The 16,040-nt window shown below is 71.1% G+C and carries 17 protein-coding genes and 1 pseudogene; 1 reads left to right on the top strand and 17 read right to left on the bottom strand.

The features are described 5' to 3' along the window. Positions 1–6 precede the first annotated feature (6 nt). The 9 genes from RM812_RS36015 to RM812_RS35975 all read right to left on the bottom strand — a co-directional run bounded on the left by RM812_RS36015 (position 7) and on the right by RM812_RS35975 (position 6,123). Positions 7–810 (bottom strand): DUF317 domain-containing protein, encoded by an 804-nt coding sequence (locus RM812_RS36015; RefSeq protein ID WP_311583131.1) that lies wholly within the window; start codon positions 808–810, stop codon positions 7–9. Further along, on the bottom strand, positions 807–1,190 hold the full coding sequence (locus RM812_RS36010; protein WP_127433504.1) for a hypothetical protein: 384 nt from the start codon (positions 1,188–1,190) through the stop codon (positions 807–809). The genes RM812_RS36015 and RM812_RS36010 overlap by 4 nt, the downstream gene beginning before the upstream one ends. 276 nt (positions 1,191–1,466) lie before the next feature. After that, positions 1,467–1,874: a hypothetical protein gene (locus tag RM812_RS36005; RefSeq protein ID WP_311583124.1), complete on the bottom strand. Its 408-nt coding sequence runs from the start codon at positions 1,872–1,874 to the stop codon at positions 1,467–1,469. 17 nt (positions 1,875–1,891) lie between these two features. After that, positions 1,892–2,551 carry a hypothetical protein gene (locus RM812_RS36000; RefSeq protein ID WP_311583122.1) on the bottom strand — a complete coding sequence of 220 codons (660 nt, stop codon included), beginning with the start codon at positions 2,549–2,551 and terminating at the stop codon, positions 1,892–1,894. After that, positions 2,548–3,306 carry a hypothetical protein gene (locus RM812_RS35995; protein ID WP_311583120.1) on the bottom strand — a complete coding sequence of 253 codons (759 nt, stop codon included), beginning with the start codon at positions 3,304–3,306 and terminating at the stop codon, positions 2,548–2,550. Before RM812_RS35995 ends, RM812_RS36000 begins: the two co-directional genes overlap by 4 nt. A gap of 25 nt (positions 3,307–3,331) precedes the next feature. After that, complete coding sequence (locus tag RM812_RS35990) at positions 3,332–4,036, bottom strand: hypothetical protein (protein ID WP_311583117.1); 705 nt, start codon at positions 4,034–4,036, stop codon at positions 3,332–3,334. A 13-nt stretch (positions 4,037–4,049) separates the two neighbouring features. After that, positions 4,050–4,898 carry a relaxase/mobilization nuclease gene (locus RM812_RS35985; protein WP_311583114.1) on the bottom strand — a complete coding sequence of 283 codons (849 nt, stop codon included), beginning with the start codon at positions 4,896–4,898 and terminating at the stop codon, positions 4,050–4,052. Continuing rightward, positions 4,895–5,689 (bottom strand): hypothetical protein, encoded by a 795-nt coding sequence (locus RM812_RS35980; protein ID WP_311583110.1) that lies wholly within the window; start codon positions 5,687–5,689, stop codon positions 4,895–4,897. The genes RM812_RS35985 and RM812_RS35980 overlap by 4 nt, the downstream gene beginning before the upstream one ends. Continuing rightward, the gene (locus RM812_RS35975) at positions 5,686–6,123 is read right to left on the bottom strand and encodes a hypothetical protein (protein WP_311583108.1); all 438 of its coding nucleotides are present in this window, start codon (positions 6,121–6,123) and stop codon (positions 5,686–5,688) included. Before RM812_RS35975 ends, RM812_RS35980 begins: the two co-directional genes overlap by 4 nt. A 798-nt stretch (positions 6,124–6,921) precedes the next feature. Between RM812_RS35975 and ltrA the strand changes: the two genes are divergently transcribed. Beyond that, the gene (ltrA, locus tag RM812_RS35970; protein ID WP_311583106.1) at positions 6,922–8,391 is read left to right on the top strand and encodes a group II intron reverse transcriptase/maturase; all 1,470 of its coding nucleotides are present in this window, start codon (positions 6,922–6,924) and stop codon (positions 8,389–8,391) included. On the opposite strand, the gene RM812_RS35965 is transcribed toward ltrA, so the two are convergent. The 8 genes and pseudogenes from RM812_RS35965 to RM812_RS35930 all read right to left on the bottom strand — a co-directional run. Further along, positions 8,365–8,868: a hypothetical protein gene (locus tag RM812_RS35965; RefSeq protein WP_311583103.1), complete on the bottom strand. Its 504-nt coding sequence runs from the start codon at positions 8,866–8,868 to the stop codon at positions 8,365–8,367. The genes ltrA and RM812_RS35965 overlap by 27 nt on opposite strands. A 190-nt stretch (positions 8,869–9,058) precedes the next feature. Next, a complete protein-coding gene (locus RM812_RS35960; protein ID WP_311583101.1) occupies positions 9,059–10,846 on the bottom strand; it encodes a vWA domain-containing protein in 1,788 nt (595 codons plus the stop codon). Next, positions 10,843–11,985, bottom strand: coding sequence for an AAA family ATPase (locus tag RM812_RS35955; protein WP_311583171.1), 1,143 nt, complete (start codon positions 11,983–11,985; stop codon positions 10,843–10,845). The genes RM812_RS35960 and RM812_RS35955 overlap by 4 nt, the downstream gene beginning before the upstream one ends. Before the next feature lie 191 nt (positions 11,986–12,176). Beyond that, complete coding sequence (locus tag RM812_RS35950) at positions 12,177–12,398, bottom strand: hypothetical protein (RefSeq protein WP_311583168.1); 222 nt, start codon at positions 12,396–12,398, stop codon at positions 12,177–12,179. A gap of 37 nt (positions 12,399–12,435) precedes the next feature. Then, a complete protein-coding gene (locus RM812_RS35945; protein ID WP_311583098.1) occupies positions 12,436–13,626 on the bottom strand; it encodes a hypothetical protein in 1,191 nt (396 codons plus the stop codon). Then, on the bottom strand, positions 13,623–14,081 hold the full coding sequence (locus RM812_RS35940) for a hypothetical protein (RefSeq protein WP_311583096.1): 459 nt from the start codon (positions 14,079–14,081) through the stop codon (positions 13,623–13,625). The genes RM812_RS35945 and RM812_RS35940 overlap by 4 nt, the downstream gene beginning before the upstream one ends. Before the next feature lie 38 nt (positions 14,082–14,119). Next, the gene (locus RM812_RS35935) at positions 14,120–15,226 is read right to left on the bottom strand and encodes a hypothetical protein (RefSeq protein WP_311583094.1); all 1,107 of its coding nucleotides are present in this window, start codon (positions 15,224–15,226) and stop codon (positions 14,120–14,122) included. Then, positions 15,219–15,425: pseudogene (locus RM812_RS35930) on the bottom strand (glycosyltransferase); the annotation flags it as partial. The pseudogene RM812_RS35930 and the gene RM812_RS35935, both read right to left, overlap by 8 nt. Positions 15,426–16,040: the final 615 nt, after the last annotated feature.

Genomic DNA, 16,040 nt, shown 5'->3' with positions numbered 1-16,040 from the left:
TGGAGGTCAGCGGCGGGTCCGGGCACCGCCGGACGGGGTATAGGGGCGGGCGGTGGCGTGTGGCCGGGCGCTTCGGGCGCTGTTGCGGGCCCAGGTGGCGGCGCGGGCAGCTGTGATCCGGGCCTGTTGCCACGCGCTGAGCTGGGAGGGCTTGACGGAGACCGACCAGGTCCGGATCTGTGTGCTGTGCGGGACACGTCCGCGTGGGCGCATCACGGGGTCCGGGCCGGCAAGTTCGGCTGAGAAGGCTTGGATCAGGTGCATCGGCGTGTTCGGCGTGAAGTTGGCCGTCCAGCCGTTGCCCTGCTTGTCCTGCGCTCCGGTCCACCACATCGCCGAGCCATCGACACCCTGGTGGTACTGCATCCACGCGGTGCCGTCGGGGCTGGTCGCCATATAGTCCTGGCCCTCGAACCGCGTGTGCCAGTTCTGCTCCTGCAGAGGTGCCCAGACGTTGGGGGCGTGGGCGGAGCGGGGGCGGGTGAGGGCGTCGGTCAGACCGGCAACGATCTCCACCGGAGTCTGCCGGCCCAGGTGCGCGGACCACTCGGCGTTCGCCCCGTTTGCCCGGCCGTGGATGGTCCATCCACCGGGGAGGACGTAGGGGTCGTAGGCGACACGGACAGTGCGGTCCGGGCTCTCCATGAGCAGCGGGCCGTCCTTCTTGGACTTGTCCCGCCAGCCCGAGGCGCGCAGGAACTCCGAGACGTGCCGGACGTCACCGCCGCCAGCCAGGGCACGGGGCTGGACGAGGTAGTGCTGCTCGGCTTGCTCGCCCGGCCCCCAGCCCTGCCACTGCTTCTTCTTCACCGGCGCCGCCGTACGACAAGCGGGGCAGGAGCCGGAGGCTTCGCCGCGCTGGTGGCCGGTCGAGTGCCGAGGTGCTGGAGCAGGTCCTGGTGCTCATCCAGGTCCAGGCTGATGTCGTGCAGTTCGTTGGCGGCACGGCCCAAGGCGAGCCATACCTCCGCTGGCAGGGCGCCTCGTTCCGCCTCGCTCTTGGCGAAGTGGCTGCCGGTGATGACGAGGTGAGTGACGCCGCCGAGGACTCCGTTGTCCGGGTCGAGGACGCGGGCGATGACCTGCGCTGCCTGGGGCGGGGGAAGCTGAGAGAGGTGGTCGGAGAGCTGGCCGAGCTGGCGGGTGATCTCGTCGGCCAGTGCCACCGGGTAGGGGGCGGGGTGGGACATGCTCCTCCGGGTGCGTGGACGGTCAGTGGTGGTGGCGCTGCCCGACGCGTTGCGCCTCGGTGGGGACGGCTTCCGGGCGGGGGCCGGCCAGTGGGGAGGCGCGGTCGGGGCCGGCCGTGATGCAGGCGCGTAGATAGCGGCGGAACAGGGCGGTTGCGAGCCGGGGTTTGAGCCGATGGCTGATCGGTGCGGGTGTGCGTTCTGCTACGGGTTTCTCCGTGGAATCGGGCGGCGGGGAGGTGGGCGGCCCCGGCGTGGTGCCGGGGCCGCCCGGGCTTACGGGGTGCGGCGGGCCGGTGCGGAGTACGAGGAGGGACTGGCGGGCGCCGGTTGCTGCGGGGCGGGGCGGGCCGCGCGCGCCCGGAGACGGTGCACGGCCTGCTGGTAGAGGGCCTCGTCGAAGACCTCGGGGTCGCAGTTGACCGTGTATCCGGCCATGAGCAGGGCGGGGATGGCGCGGTTCGCCAGGTGTCTCTGCTCCTCGGCACCGAGGTGATCGGGCACGGTGTGCCAGATGTAGAGCGGCTCGCCTGTGGGGTATGCGTGGCGTTCGAGGCCGAGCTGTTCCAGCAGGTCGTGGAGGCCGGCGGGGGCGCCGGTGGGAGTGTCGGCGTGGATGGTGGTCGTCAGGGCCTTGATGTAGATCTCTACGTCTGTGCCGTACTCGTCGGCCAGATTGGCCATACGTTTCTTCTCCGGGGTCAGCGGCGGCGGGAAACCGGGGACTGTGCACGGCCCGCTGCCGGTGTCGGGGCCGGTGCGGTCGCTGGCGGCTGCGCCGGGCGGACGGCGTGGTTGCGGGCGTGCAGGATGACGCGGGCGGCTTCGCTCAGGGAGTTGGCGGTGCTGCCGAGCCGTGCGATGGGCTCGGGTTCGTCGCCAGGCGCGGCGCCGTGGAGATCACTGGCAGTGATCCAGGCGCGGACGATCACTTCTCTGGTCAGGGGCAGCAGCCCGTGCACGGGCGCAGCGACCTCGGTCAGGACCTCGGCCACCTCGCTGCTGGTCTCGGCGGCCGAGACCCGCTCGGCGAGTTGGGTGAGGTAGCGCACGGCTGCGTCACGGTCACCGTCGGGGGCGGCCAGCATGTTCAGGGCGGGGTCGAGGTGGACGCTGTGGCCGGCGGCGAGCAGGGCGTGCGAGGCGGTGGTCGCCTTCAGGCGCTGCTGCTCGATGGGCAGGCCGTGCGGAAGACGGTGGTAGTCCCCGCGGGGTCCGGGAGAGGTGAGGAAGCCGCCGGTCCGCTGAAGGATGTCCGCTGCCTGCTCGGTGCCGCCGATGGCCACGACCAGACCGGTACGGGGGTCCTTGGTGATGGTGACGTACTCCAGGACCCAGAAGTCGGGCTCCGTCTGGTTCATCGCGTCCTGGCGGTGGGTGTGCGGGTGCCGGCGGGGGCCGGCGGCATGGAGGCCGGGGCGGACGTGGGCGTGTGACGTCCGGCGGGGTGCTGGAGGGCGGTGCCGATGCCGAGCGCGTCGAGCTGCGGGCCGATCTCGCGCAGCGCGCGGGCCTGGGCCTGGGTGTCGTCGCCACTCAGGCGGTAGATGCCGCTGTGCGGGTCCTGGATGAAGCCGTGGGCGGCGAGGATGGTGCCGGCCCGGTCGTCGGCGGGGGCGGTGGCGACGCTGCCGTCCGGCTGCCAGGTCAGGACGACCCGGTCCGGCTGGGAGGGCTGGATGCCGTCCAGGGCGTTGTGCCGGACCTGGGCGAGCGCACGGTCGTAGCGGACGAGGAGATCGCCGGCGACCTGCTCGGCGCCGAGGAACGGGTCGTCGGTCAGGGCGATGCCGTTGGGCTCGGGGACGCCGCGGTACGCCTCGTCCGGCAGGGCGTGCGGAGCGACGGCGGCGAGGAGGAAGCCGTCGCGTTCGTCGTGCCGGTCGATCAGGACGAGCTGGGCACCGTCGGGGCGGCTGAGGACGGCGGCCTGCTGCAGCGGGTGTTCGGCCAGGGAGGCGGCGACCAGGTCCAGGTCCCAGATGCGGTCGGTGAGTTCGGCGAGGTCGTTCTTGGCGTCGCCCGTCAGGTGGGTGCTGGTCCAGGTGTCGGGGAGTTCGCCGGCGAGGACGTCGGCGTAAGAGGCGAGGCGTTCGGAGGTGCTGTGGTCGTGCATGGTGTCCTTGGGCAGTTGCAGGGGCTCAGCGGCGCGAGCGGGCGGCACCGACGGGTGGCGGTGCCGGGGCCGGCAGGGCACGCGGCGGGGGCGGGCAGGCGCACACCGCGGAGCGTTCGGGCTCATGGTCGGGAACCTGCTCGGTGCAGGCGCGGCGGCCGGGGTGAGGGGCGTGCCGGTCGGCCAGCCGTTCGCGGGTGTGCGCGAGGTCGGAGCGGATGACGCGGACGTATGCGTCGGCGAGGTAGCGCAGGCGCCCGGCGGTGTACGGATCGCTCGCGTCGCCGAGCCCGTCGAAGAGCTCCGCCAGGGCACCGAGGGTTTCCTCGAACCCGGCGAGGATGCCGTCGTGGGGCGCGGTGAGTTCGGTGAGGATGTCGGCTGCCTCGGCGGTGTCGGTGGCCTCGCGCAGGCGTTCGGCGAGGTGGGCGACCGAGGCGCCGAGCGTGGGATAGGCCGCGGGGCGGGCGTCGGTGTCGAAGCGCTCGTCGCAGTCGACGTAGTACCCGACGGCCCGCAGGCGCCCTACGGCATCGATGGCGAGACGGGACTCCTCGTCCTCGGTCAGGCCGACGGGGGCGCGATGGTAGCTCTCGTGGAGGCGGACGACCGCGACAAATCCCGCGCGCTGGAGAATGCTGTGTGCCTCAACGTCGCCCCCGCGGGCGAGGAGTTCGCCGGAGTGCGGGTCACGGCGGATGTCCAGGAAGCGGCCGGTGGTGCGGGGCAAAGAGACGTTTCTCCTACGGAGATCGGTGGGTGGTGCGCCGGGCCGCGGCCGGTGCGGCGGCGGTCCGGGGCTGGGCCAGATGGGCCGCAGTGGCGTCCAGGTCCTGCTGAATCGCGTGGAGGCGGCGGGCGATCAGCTCCAGACGGTGCGCCGTGTCCGTGCCGGCAGCCCCCGGTTGGCGGGCGATCCGGTAAGCGGTGTGCTCGACCAGTCCGCGGACCGTGGCCAGCGGGCCGGCCTGTTCGTCGGCGAGCTGGGTGAGGACGCCGGCGAGCTGCGCCGATGCGGTCGGGACCGTACGGGCAGCGGACCACTGCGTGGTGCCGGTGCGGACGGGGATCAGGTTCAGGTCCTGCTCGATGCGGCGCGCTTCGTCCGCAAGCCGTCGCAGGATGTCGGCGGGAGGGGTGCGCCAGGTGCCGTCGAGGTGGATCAGGTTGGCGATCAGATCCAGACGTCCGGGCTGGCCCTGGACAGCGATCCACCGCCAGCCGTGCTCTGCGGCGCCGGGCACCTCGATACCAGCGGCCCGCGCGAACCGGTGGGCGGTTTCGGACCACTCGGGACCTGTCAGCTCCCGGTCGTCCGGATGGAGCCGGACGTCGAGATGGAGGATCGCGTGCCGGTCGTCGTCCGGGCTGGCAGCGAACGGATGCTCCAGGTACGGATCTTCGAGGTGCTCGGCCCACTCAACCGATGTCCAGGTCCTCTGCTCGTCGTCCGGGGTGGAGTAGTCCAGGCCCGGCCAGTGGGCGACCACGGTGTACTCCGTCAGTCCCTCGTTCGGGGAAAGGGGCCGCCGGAGCGCCTCGGCCAGCGGCTCGCGCGGCGAGTGGGCCCTTGGGTACAGGCGGGGGATCAAGACGGCACCCCGCTCGACGTGCGGGCGGGTGACCGGCGCTGATAAAAGTCGCGGGCTGCACAGAGCAGCGAGCGCTCGCGGACCAGGTCGGCGTGAACCGAGATGTCTCCCGGCGGACGACAGTCGATCGCCCTGTCGATGGCGCTCAGCCCTTCGTCGTACCGGCCCAGCCGGCGCAGGGCACCCGCCACGCGGAAGAGGACGATCGGGTCGGTGCCGGTGCCGGTGGCGAGGGCGGGCCGGGAGCTGAGGGCCAGGAGACGCTCCGCACCCTCGTCAAGGTCCTGGCCGAGCCACAGTCCGTGCAGCAGGAGGTGCAGGGTCTTGGGGTGCTCCTCGGCCGTGGCGAGGACTTCGTCCATGACCGTCAGGCCCTCGGGGCGGGACTGGCCCAGCAGCGCGAAGGCGTACAGGGCGCGGGTGTAGCAGTCCAGCGGCTGACGCGCGGTCTGCGCGAGCTGTTCGATGAGGCGCTGGAGGGTGGGGCAGCGGAAGTCGAACCGAAAGGCGCTCAGGTACAGATGCGCCAAGATACGGGCGGTGATCGGATCACGGTCCGTTGCGGAGACGTCCTCCGGGGACAGCAGGCCCAGGACGCTGCGGCCGGCTGACCGTGCCGCCCAGGCAGCGTCCGCGCACACCTCGGCTGAGGTTTTCCAGTCGGCCCGGATGTTGCGGAGGTCTTCGGCCAGGCGCAGCGGCCAGGAAGGATCGTCCGGCGTTGCGGTGGCTCGGGCCCTGGCCTTGTGGAGCGCAGCGGCACGGTCGGGGCGGTTCGTGGGGGGAGTCACCAGCCGCCCCTGGCGTCTGCGGTGTGCACGAGCTGGCCCAGAGCGGTGGTGGTGTACCAGCCGCAGTCGATCAGCTCGTCGCGGCCGGCGAACCGTGCGAGGAGGGCGTCTTCCATGGCCCGCAGGTAGATCAGGCAGTCCGGGCAGCGGCGCGAGAGGTGCACGAGGTAGCGGGGGTGAGCGGTGACGTAGGACTGGGCACCGCCGGTGGGGTCACGCAGTCGCCATCCGTCCTCGTCGGTGGGGGTGTGCCAGGAGGGGGCGACGATGCGCATGGAGTCTCCCCACAGTTCTCCGCCGGCCACCCCCTTGAGGACGACGACGGTGTCCCCGGTCTGAAAGTGGGCGTGGGTGATATCTCGGGTGGGCGTGAGCGGGTCGGGGGTGAGGGCGGTGACGGGGGTGGGTTGATGGTCCCAGGACGGAGGGAGCACGCGGTTCCTTCCACGCGATGGCTGTCGGGGTGGGAGCATCAATAGTCCGGAGGAACGCCGGTTTGGCTAACCGGCGTTTCCCGGCTATGTTGCCCCGTCGTCAGCGGAACGGGTTCTCCGTCCCGCGGTCCGCCTCGGTGGCTGCGTCGAGGAGTTCGAGCAGGTCAGTGCCTTCGGAGTCGCGCTGGTCGATCCACCATCCGGCACGGGGGTGCGCCGTGAGGCGCTTGTTGTTCCGAATGGAGGTGCAAGACCTTCATCTCCGGACCGTCGCAGCGGTCTGGTGAAGCTGAGGGCAGCCTGACCCGGGAGGTGCCGGGGAGGGTGGGAAGCAGCCCTGACAAAGCCGGGATGGGCTGGCACTGCCAGACAGTCCAGGTCCGGCGAGCGAGACGGGAAGGTGTACGCGAGGAACCAGTGCTTGAACCCTCGTTAGGTGGAGCCGGCTCGAAACCTGGTGGATCTGGGCCGGCGTTGGGGTGCGCTGTCATCTAGATCGTGGAGATGACGCCCGTCCGGAGCGAAGCCATCGCGACCGGGCAGTCCGCGCGGAAGAACTGCGGCGTACGTGCGGGGGCCTCCGGGGCAAAGCTGGGCACCTAACCCGTCGATCGGCAGCAAGTGAACACGGGAACCGCACCGGTTCTCCCGCCACCAGTCCGCATCCAGCGGAGGCGGGATAGGCCCACCGTCGGCTGACGGACCGGATGCGGGGCGGAGCCGCCGTAGTAGTCGGAGGCCGGGAAAGCCGGTCACAGGGCGAAGGGCGGCAGCGAGTCGAGCAGCGGAAGGACTGTCATGCCAGAAGACGCGCCGGTGAACATCGGCGCCATGCTGTCGAGCCCGTTCCGGGCCCAGCGGCGGGTACTGGAGATTCAGACGAAACTGCACCATCGGGCGGTGGCCGATCCAGGTTGCCGGTTCGGAGATCTGTTCAACCTCGTGGTGGACCCGGCCTTCCTCGCTGTGGCGTGGGAACGGGTCCGGGAGAACAAGGGAGCACGCAGCGCGGGCGTGGACGGTCGCACCGTCCACGGCATCGAGCGCAGCGCGCACGGCGCGGCAGGACTGCTGGAGGAACTGCGGGCAGACGTGAAGGCCCGTACGTTCCGGCCGCTTCCCGTCAAGGAGCGGTTGATCCCCAAGGCGAACGGAAAGCTCCGTCGCCTGGGCATCCCCACGGTCCGCGACCGCGTCGTGCAGGCGGCCTTGAAGCTGGTACTGGAACCGATCCTGGAGGCCGACTTCCAGCCGTGCAGCTACGGATTCCGCCCGGAACGTCGGGCTCAGGACGCGATCGAGGAGATCCGCAACTACGCCACGAACCCCCGCAGCTACACCTGGGTGTTCGAGGGCGACATCGCGGCCTGCTTCGACGAGATCGACCACACCGCTCTCATGGAGCTGGTGCGGCGACGCATCGTGGACAGGCGCGTCCTGAGCCTGGTCAAAGCGTTCCTCAAGGCGGGTCTGCTGGACGAACTGGACGCCATCCGGGACACGTCCACCGGCACTCCCCAGGGCGGCATTCTCTCGCCGCTGCTGGCCAACGTTGCCCTGTCCGTTCTCGATGAGCACTTCACCGGGCTCTGGCAGGCACACGGGAGCAACGCATCCCGCACCCGATTCCGTCAGCGCGGAGGCGCGACTTACCGGCTGGTCCGGTACGCCGACGACTTTGTGGTGATGGTGAAGGGCACCCGGGAACAGGCACTGCGCCTGTTCGACGAGGTGGGCGGGGTCTTGAGCCGGGTCGGGCTTCGGCTCGCGCCGGACAAGACACATGTGGTGCACATCGACGAGGGGTTCGACTTCCTGGGGTTCCGTATCCAACGGCACCAACAGTGGGGAAGCGACCGGCACTTGATCTACAGCTACCCGTCACGGAAGTCGCGCGCGACGGTCAAGCGCAAGGTCAAGGAGGCCACACGACACATACCGAACCAGACCGCGGACGAACTGTTCCGGCAACTGAACAGAATCACCCGCGGATGGGCCCTCTACTTCCGCCACGGTGCCTCCAAGGCAGCCTTCCAGGACCTCGACCACTTCCTGTGGTGGCGGAGCCTGGCCTGGCTGGTGAAGAAGCATCCGAAGCGCAGCAAGAAGTGGATCCTTCGGCGCTACTACCCGGGCGGGAAGTGGTGGCCGGAGGCGAACGGAGTGGAGATCAGACCTCCAGGCTGGACAGCGATCACTCGCTACCGGTACCGAGGCAACAAGATCCTCACTCCGTGGGCCCTACGACCGGAGACCGGCATCAGCTGATGCGGGACTCGTGGAGAGCCGGATGCGGGGAGACTCGCACGTCCGGTTCGGGCGAGCGGCCGAGGGAAACGGGCTGGTGGAGACGCCAGTAACGCGCCCTCGGCCGACTCCACTTATGGAGCGGGCCTTCTCCTCCAGCTCCGCCCAGTCCGCCGCGTCCCAACTGCCCTCGACGACCAGGGCGGTGTGCGCGGCCATCATCAGCTGATGACGGGAGCGCTCACCCCAGTCCAGGGCCTTGGCCGGGCCCTCCAGCTGCGGCATGTCGAACTGCTTGGCCCAGGTGGCGGCTGCCTCTAGCTCCTCGGCGCGCTTCTCCGCGAGCCACTTCTCCTTGGACGCGGAGTCGGCGTCGCGCGCCGCCTTCCAGCAGTCGGTGCAGTCCTTCGACGCGAGCCAACGGGCGAAGCCGGCCCGCTTGTCGGCGGGGCGGTTGGACAGGTCGTGATCTACCCGGTGGGAGCAGGCGTGCTCCACGGTCCAGTGCGTACTTACCCCCGGGGAATTCCGTTTGATGGGCGTTACGTTCGAGGTCGGGCTGCTGGTCTGGGGCTTCAAATCGAGTGCCTTTCGTTGACGGTTGGGGTTGCACGAGTCATGCGACGGACGGGGGTGGTCTGGAGTGCTTGGCGGTGGTCTCGGGGACGCTTCCGCCTTCTGCGTCGTCTCAGCGGGTCCTGCGGATGGCGTCTGTGGCCGCCTTGGCGATGGCGGCGGGAGCGCTGGAGGGCTGGGGCAGGTGCAGCAAGGTGGTCCCGGGCAAGTGGCGGGATTCCGCGGTGAGGGTGAGCTGGAGTACGGCGCAGCCGGCGGTTGTGAGCTGCTTGACGCGGGTGACGGCTTGAGCGGTTTCGTCGCTGCCGTAGTGGGCGTCGGTGACGATCACGAGGAGGCGGCCGGCGCCGGGGCGGCTGAGTTCGAGGCCGTGGTCGAGTGCGTCGATGGCGTTGGCGAGGTTGTGGTGGCCGCCGGTGGCATCGAACGTCGTCACGCGCTCTGGTGCTCGGTGGGTGGGCCGGGTCAGTGCGGTCAGGTGCCTGTCGTAGGCGATGGTGGCGGTGCGGGAGTCGGGGTCGGTCAGGGCTGCTGCGCGTGCCACGATCCAGGCAGCGGAGGCGACGGGCTTGCAGGCGGCACGCATGGAGCCGGAGACGTCGACGGCGATCCCCACACGCAGTGGTGGGGTGGGGGAGTTCCGGCGGCGGGTGTGGGTGAACGGTTCTGCGGTGGGGACCGACCCGGCGGCGCGCTGAGCGTCGCGGGCGAGGGCCGCGCGCATGTTGAGGCGGCCGGGCGGGGTGGGGCTGGTGGTCCGTTCCTCGGTCCGCTCGCGGTAGGCGGCGGCACGCAGGGCGCGGCTCAGGCGCGCGGCGGCACTCTGCTCGGCGGCGGTGGGCCTGCGGGTGCCGGTGACCGGGTTGCCGGAGGGTGCCGGTGTGCCGTCGGGGTGGACGGTGGTGCTACGGGCGTTGAAGACCGACTTGGCGGTGGCGGCGGCTTTGCGTCGCTGGCGGGCTCGCTGGGCGCGGTCCTGCGCCTGCGCCTTGGACCGTGACGCCATGGCGTTGGCCGCTGCGTCCTGTGCCGCGTCGGTGGCTGCCGTGCTGTCCATGACGACCCTCACGGCGCCGGACAGCAGATCGGAGAGGCCCTCCGGCACGGGCAGGGCGGGGGCCGCGGCGTCCAGAGCGTCGCACCATTCTTGACCGCGCGCGAGCATGGTCGTGGCGTCGTGGTCGGCGCACTGGTGAGCTGCGGTCCAGATGCGGGTGAGGGTGGTCAGCAGGTCTGCACCCAGCACCTTTTCGCACAGATCGGCGACGGCCCGGGTCTCGCCGGCGTCCAGGATGCCGACGTCACGGCGGCCGAGGAACAGGGCCGCCACGGCGGCGGCCTGCTCGATGCCCAGGAGGGTGGGGTGGGCGATGTCGGGCATGACCAGGGTTCGGGCACTGGTGCGCAGGTACGTGCGGTCCGTGGGCCGCGTGATCAGGTGTGCGCCTTCGACGCGGCTCTCCTCCAGTAGGAGCGCGGCCTCGACGACACGGGGGTCCGCTCCGGCAGGCTGTGTCCAGACGGAGTGGGCCGCGTGCGCGGCCTCGTGGACGAACACTCCCCAGGCGGCGGGATACCGCTCCTCGTCGCCCACGATCCGCGGATGGATCTCGTGGGGCTGGAGGGGGGCGAACAGGCGGGCGTCGAACTCGACCTCGCCCAGGGTGGGGAAGAACGCGGCCGGTGCGCCGCTGCGCGTGCCGGGGCGGCAGGTGACGAGGAGGTCCTGGCGGCCGGAGAGGGCGACCAGCCGGTCGCCGAGTTCGGCTCCCACGCGCAGCCACGCGGCCGGGGAGGAACGGGGTTGCGCGGGCGGGGCGCCGTCGTCGTCCCAGCGCGCGAGGTCGGCGTCGTCGTCCCGGGTGGTGGCAGGGGACTGGACGTGGTGGTGGGCGCTCATCGCGTGCGGCCCCGGTGTGCGGAGCCGGTGCTGCCCGGGGGCTGCCGGGCGGCCGAGGCGGGGAGCTGCTTGCCGAGGGTGAGAGGCGCGATCTTCTTGACGCCGACAGCCTTGGTGACGGCGTCGGCGACGGCATCGCGATCCTCCACAGGAGCGATGCCGACCAGGTTCGCAAGCGCGGCTCTGGTGCCGAGGACAGCCTCGGTCTTCTGGTAGCTCAGCAGTTCCCGCAGTTGAGGGGCCCAGCCCAGCTCGCCGAGTTCGACCTGGTGGGCGAGGTGTCGGGCGACCCTGACCACCCGGGCATCGATCCTCAAGGCCAGGGCGAGGTCATAGTCCGTGCCAATCTGGATCTGCACGCTGAACCGGCTCGCGAGCGCCTCCGTCAACACCGCGCCGTGGACGCCGGGATTGTGGCCCGCTACCACGTAAAAGCCCGGCTCGGCCTTAATGGTCTCGCCCTTGTGGGCCTTGACCTGGATCTGCCTGCGCCCGTCCATCGCGGGATACAGCGCCGCCAGAACCTTCGGTGAGATCAAGGTGGCATCGTCGATCAGCAGGGCGCGGCCCTCGGTCATCGCGGTGACCAGCGGACCGTACTGGAAGACGTAGGCTTCCGCGTCGTCCTGTGTGTACTCGCCGATCAAGTCGCCGACCGTGGTGTCGCCGTCACCGGCGACGGTGAGCAGGTCCGGGAACGCCGCCTCCACCAGCGATGTCTTGCCGGTGCCCGGAGGGCCGTAGAGCAGCACCGGCACGTCGGCGTCGCGCAAGCGGTTCAACGCCTCGACGTCAGGCAGATCGGCCAGCTCCCGGGGGTGGTAGAGCTGGCCCCCCGCGCGGCGGATCGGGCCGGTCTGCCTGGGCGCGGCTGCTGCGGTGTAGGTCGTACGGGCCGTGGCCGCCTGGGCGCGGGGAGAGTGGGTGCCCGGTGGGCTGATCACAGCCCTCTGCGCGGCTGCGGCGGTTTTCGCGTTCGCGCGGAACTCCGGCTGTCCGGCCCCGCTTTGGTCGGCCTCGCCGCGTCGCACCAGGGTGAGCGCGGCGTTGCGGACGGCGCCGTGGGAGTGGCCCAGCTGCCGGGCCATGTCCCCGATGGTGAGCGCGTCCGCCGGCCGGTCGGCCAGCAGCCGGGCCACCTTGGCCCGTAGTTCACCGCCCTTGGTGCGCGCTGGTCTGGCAGGCCCGGGTGTGGTCAAAACGAGAACCCTTCAACAGGTGTGGGTGGGGGCGGGGTGGGCGATGCGCTAAAGAGGCCGGCCGCTCTCGGAGGGGATCACGGGCTGTGCCGACATCGGCGACCGGGCCAATCGGGGCGTACCGTCGGCGCTCACCGGCCGGTCGAGGGCTCGGTCCAGGTGCACGGGATGGCCGGCGACGAGCAGCTGGCTGGCTGCCGAGCAGGCCCGTGCGTCGGCTCCGTACCGGGTTCCGTCGCTCGGCAGGCGCAGCCTGGCGTCTCTTCGAAGCCGTCCTGGAGCAGGATCCGCCGGGCGGCGGCGTTGTAGCCGGTGGTGGTGATCTCACCGGTGATGGTGTGCCGGATCGGCATGAACGGCTCTGCTGGTGCTTCGGGCAAAGCAGATCTCCTATCGGTGGCGGGCGGTCATGCTGGCGCGGGGCGGCGGCGCGGGCGGTGTGGTGTCCACGGCCGGGCGCGGGCGGGTGCGCAGCACGGGGGTGCGGTGCGGGGGCAGGACGGCGACGGTCGCACCGAGGTCCTCGGCTGCCTCTTCGACTTCGCGGGTGAGGAACTCGATCTGCCGGCCCAGCGCTGAGAGGCGGGCGGCGATCTGACGGCCCTGCACGGTCTCCAGGGCGCTGGCGAACTGACCGCTCGTCTCCAGAAGTTCCTGCAGGCGGACCATCGGGCCGGCGGCGTAGCCGCGCTGGACAGCTCCCAGGAGAGCGTTCGATGCGTCACCGGCACTGTGGCCTTCGACGACGTCGCGGATGAGGTCCTGCAGGGACAGCTCCGGGGCCGGCGCCGGACGGTTGAACCGGGAGATGTCCGAGCGCAGCACGCCGGGCGGGACCGGAGCGGGCAGGGCCTTGCCCGCCTCGTACTCGTGGGCGAAATGCCCGATCACCTGCCAGCCCGGTACGCCCGGGTCGCCGCGCAGCGCGACCACGGTGGAGTCGTCGTCCTCGACCAGGTAAGCGAGGGTGATCGGCTGTCCGTCGGCGGCATACCACGACTCGGTCAGCTCCAGCGCACCACGCGTCTGCGCGGCCCGGGCCCTGTCGGTCCACAGCTGCTGTTCCTCGTCGGTCAGCGGAGCCTGGTGGTGCTGGCCCTCGCGCTGGTCGGCGAGGTTGCTGGCGATCGGGCTGTAGTCCGCCCAGGCAGTGAGATGCGGCCACAGAGCCGCGTGCTGAGCACGTTCGGCTGGAGAGCCGGGCGCGGCCGGCCGGTCGAGGGCCCGGCGGATCTCGGCGGCGGACGATGCCAAGCCGTCCAGGACGGCCCGCCACCCGGTCAGGTGCCGGGCGGGCGGCAACTCGTCGAGCGCGAGTCGGGCGGCATCGAGGAGAGCCTCGGCGTGCGGGGCGAGGTGGGTGGCGTACGCCTCCACCGCCGCCTTGTCACGGTGGGCTCGTGCAGCTGCGGCGGCGTCTGCGTGGACGGTGCGGCCGTGCCGGTCGCGTGTCATGTCGAGGGCGGCATCGGTCTCGCAGTCGATGACGGCCATCCGCAGCCGGAAGTCGCGTGCCTTGCTGGCCAGTGCGGACGCGGCCGGCAAAGGACTGTCGGGGGCCGGACTGTTCGCGGGTGTCATAGGGACCGTCCGCCGGCTGCGGCCGTCAGGTGGACGGTGGGAGCGTAGGTGGGCTTCGGCGGGATCGGCCGGGCCGACGGAGGGGAGGTGGTGGGCGGTGTGGTGCGCTGCTTCGTTCGGCCGGCGGCGGCCTGGGCGAGCCTGCTGCGGCGCTCCTGGAGCCCGTAGGGCCGGACGGGGCGCGGCGGGCCGGTAGAGAGGGCCGGGTTGAGGCGGATGTCGGCCTGCACGGTGTAACCGTGGCGGCGCAGGTCGTGGACGGCCTGGCGGGTGCGGCGGACTCCGTCGCGCTCGGGCTCGCTGATGCGGTACAGCCCGGGTTCACCGGGAACGGGCTCGAACTGCTCGCGCTCCAGGAACCAGTGGGCGAGGTGGCTGGGGAGGGCGGAGGTGAAGGAGGCGACGAAGCCGTGTTCCTTGTGGTCGCCGAAGGAGAAGTGGGTGCCGGGTTGCAAAGGGGCGGAAGTCTCCAGACGTTGTCGGGGTGGCACGGTCAGTGGCTGCGGTACGCCGACCGGGCGGCGGCGAGGGGGCGGGCTGGCGCTGTGACGGGGAGGGCCGGGCGGCGGTGGGGTGCGCTCAGGCGGGCCTGGCGCAAGAACGCGTCGCCGTCGGTGAGCCACGTCTCGATGGCCGGCCACGCGCGTGCTCGGCGCTCCTGCTCCGACACGGCACCACCGTGGACGATCTCGTCGACCAGGGCTTCGGCATCGCTCACGGCGTCGGCCAGACGGGAGAGGGCTGCAGCGTCGCCGGGCCACGGGCTGTTCGCGGGCCGGCACCGGTCGAGCAGCGTCGGGGCGTGGTCGACGACGGTCAGGAAACGGCGCCAGGCGTGGTCGAGGAACAGCTCCGTCGAGGCGCCGAGGGCGGCGGCGCTCAGCGGGGTGGCGTCGCTGTAGCGGCCGGAGGCGTTCATAGCCTGCCAGATGTCGTACTCGGAGCGGATGTCCCCGAGCACGCCGGCGATGGCCGACGTCTGGCGGGCATGGACGGCCTGCTCGTAGGCGGGAAGGTACCGGTCGGTGAGGGCCTGAGCAGCCCGCCCGGGAAACGGCGGCAGGACGATGCTGCGCGGAGCGTGGGGATCGCCGTAGCCCCCTTCGAGCCCTTCCGGCGAGAAGGCGCCCACCAGGTAGCCGAGATGACGGCCGGGCCGCTCGACGAACAACAGCGTGGTGCCCTGCTCCGCGTCGGTGAGGACCGCGGCGTAAGGGATCCGCTCGCTCCGGACGACGCGGCCGAGTTCGCCGCTGTCCCAGATCCACGGGACCAGGTCCTCCTGCCAGGCAGGGTGCGCATAGACCTCGACCGAGGCATGCCACTGGCCGGGCAGCAGGCGCGCGAGGTCGCGGGCGGCGTCGCCGATGAACCGGCGGCTGCTCGTGTGCACGCTGGCGCGGTGCCGCTTCGCGCACGTGACCAGATCGACCACGGTGGTCTGGGTGCCGCCCGCGGGCAGGTGCCAGACCCCGTCGTCGTCCCGCTGGAAGCCACTCTCCGCGAGGGCGGTGCGCGCCCACGGATACTGCTCGCCCGAGGCGATGGCGACGATCCCCGACTCCCGACTGTGCGACAGGACGATCTGCGCCTCAGCCACGGACCAGGTCCTCGCCACCGCGCAGGACGGCGCGCAGGCTGCGCCCGTACGCCCAGGCGTGCTCCCGGGCCGCCGCCTCCAACTGGTCGTATCCGACCTGGGCCGTCATCTGCCCGGGGTGCTTGCGGTACCGGTACACCGGGAGGGGCAGCAGGATTCCGGGCGCCAGCGCGGTGACGCCGAGGGCCGCGCAGTAGTCCTAATCCCATGTGAAGAACATTCCGTTGGGGCGGTTGCTCTTTCGGATGTTCGAGTGCTGGCCGTGACATCTGGTGGATACCGAGGAGCCTCTCGTTTCTAGTCAGGTGCACGGCCTGGCGCTCGCGGTGGTGGCGGTCGCGGGGGCGCTGTGGGGATGCCTTCAGTAGTCCAGGCGAAGACGTCTTTTGGCGAGATCGGCGGCACTCGGTGTCTTTGCTGCTGCCACCACTCGCAAGTTGACGGTCGTAACCGCCGGTGGACGTCTTGATGGAACCGGACTTGTCGAAGTCTCGTAGAAGAGAGGCGACATCGGTCGCTTACGACCGTCAGCACTGTTCGATGCACTCGCACGTGAAGGTTGGTGGCACGAGCCCACTTCACGGCGACCCCTTGCTCCACCCGGGCTGCTACAGCTCCCGCAGAGACCGGGGCCCGTGAAGTGCGCTGGTGCCACGAACGGCTAGTAGTGCTTGGTCATGTGCGGTCCGTGGTGGCGTGTCTTCTTGATTGGTCGTGTCGTTGACCGGGTGTGCTGGGTGGGGAGTTGGCTGCGGTCCGGTGTGATCTGGAGGACTTCGCGGCGGAGATGTTCGAGCCGTTCGCGCGGGCGGAT

It is taken from the genome of Streptomyces lancefieldiae (genome assembly GCF_031845825.1).
In the GTDB taxonomy this organism is placed as follows: Bacteria; Actinomycetota; Actinomycetes; order Streptomycetales; family Streptomycetaceae; genus Streptomyces; species Streptomyces lancefieldiae.
The sequence above is the reverse complement of the archived record's forward strand: the minus strand, read 5'-3'. Positions and strand labels throughout refer to the sequence as shown.

Excerpts from the sequence above, each read along its gene's own strand:
- RM812_RS36000 (WP_311583122.1), bottom strand. The coding sequence starts at position 2,551 with ATGAACCAGACGGAGCCCGACTTCTGGGTCCTGGAGTACGTCACCATC.
- RM812_RS36010 (WP_127433504.1), bottom strand. The coding sequence starts at position 1,190 with ATGTCCCACCCCGCCCCCTACCCGGTGGCACTGGCCGACGAGATCACC.
- ltrA (WP_311583106.1), top strand. The coding sequence starts at position 6,922 with ATGCCAGAAGACGCGCCGGTGAACATCGGCGCCATGCTGTCGAGCCCG.
- RM812_RS35950 (WP_311583168.1), bottom strand. The coding sequence starts at position 12,398 with ATGCCGATCCGGCACACCATCACCGGTGAGATCACCACCACCGGCTAC.
- RM812_RS35960 (WP_311583101.1), bottom strand. The coding sequence starts at position 10,846 with ATGAGCGCCCACCACCACGTCCAGTCCCCTGCCACCACCCGGGACGAC.
- RM812_RS35945 (WP_311583098.1), bottom strand. The coding sequence starts at position 13,626 with ATGACACCCGCGAACAGTCCGGCCCCCGACAGTCCTTTGCCGGCCGCG.
- RM812_RS35995 (WP_311583120.1), bottom strand. The coding sequence starts at position 3,306 with ATGCACGACCACAGCACCTCCGAACGCCTCGCCTCTTACGCCGACGTC.
- RM812_RS36005 (WP_311583124.1), bottom strand. The coding sequence starts at position 1,874 with ATGGCCAATCTGGCCGACGAGTACGGCACAGACGTAGAGATCTACATC.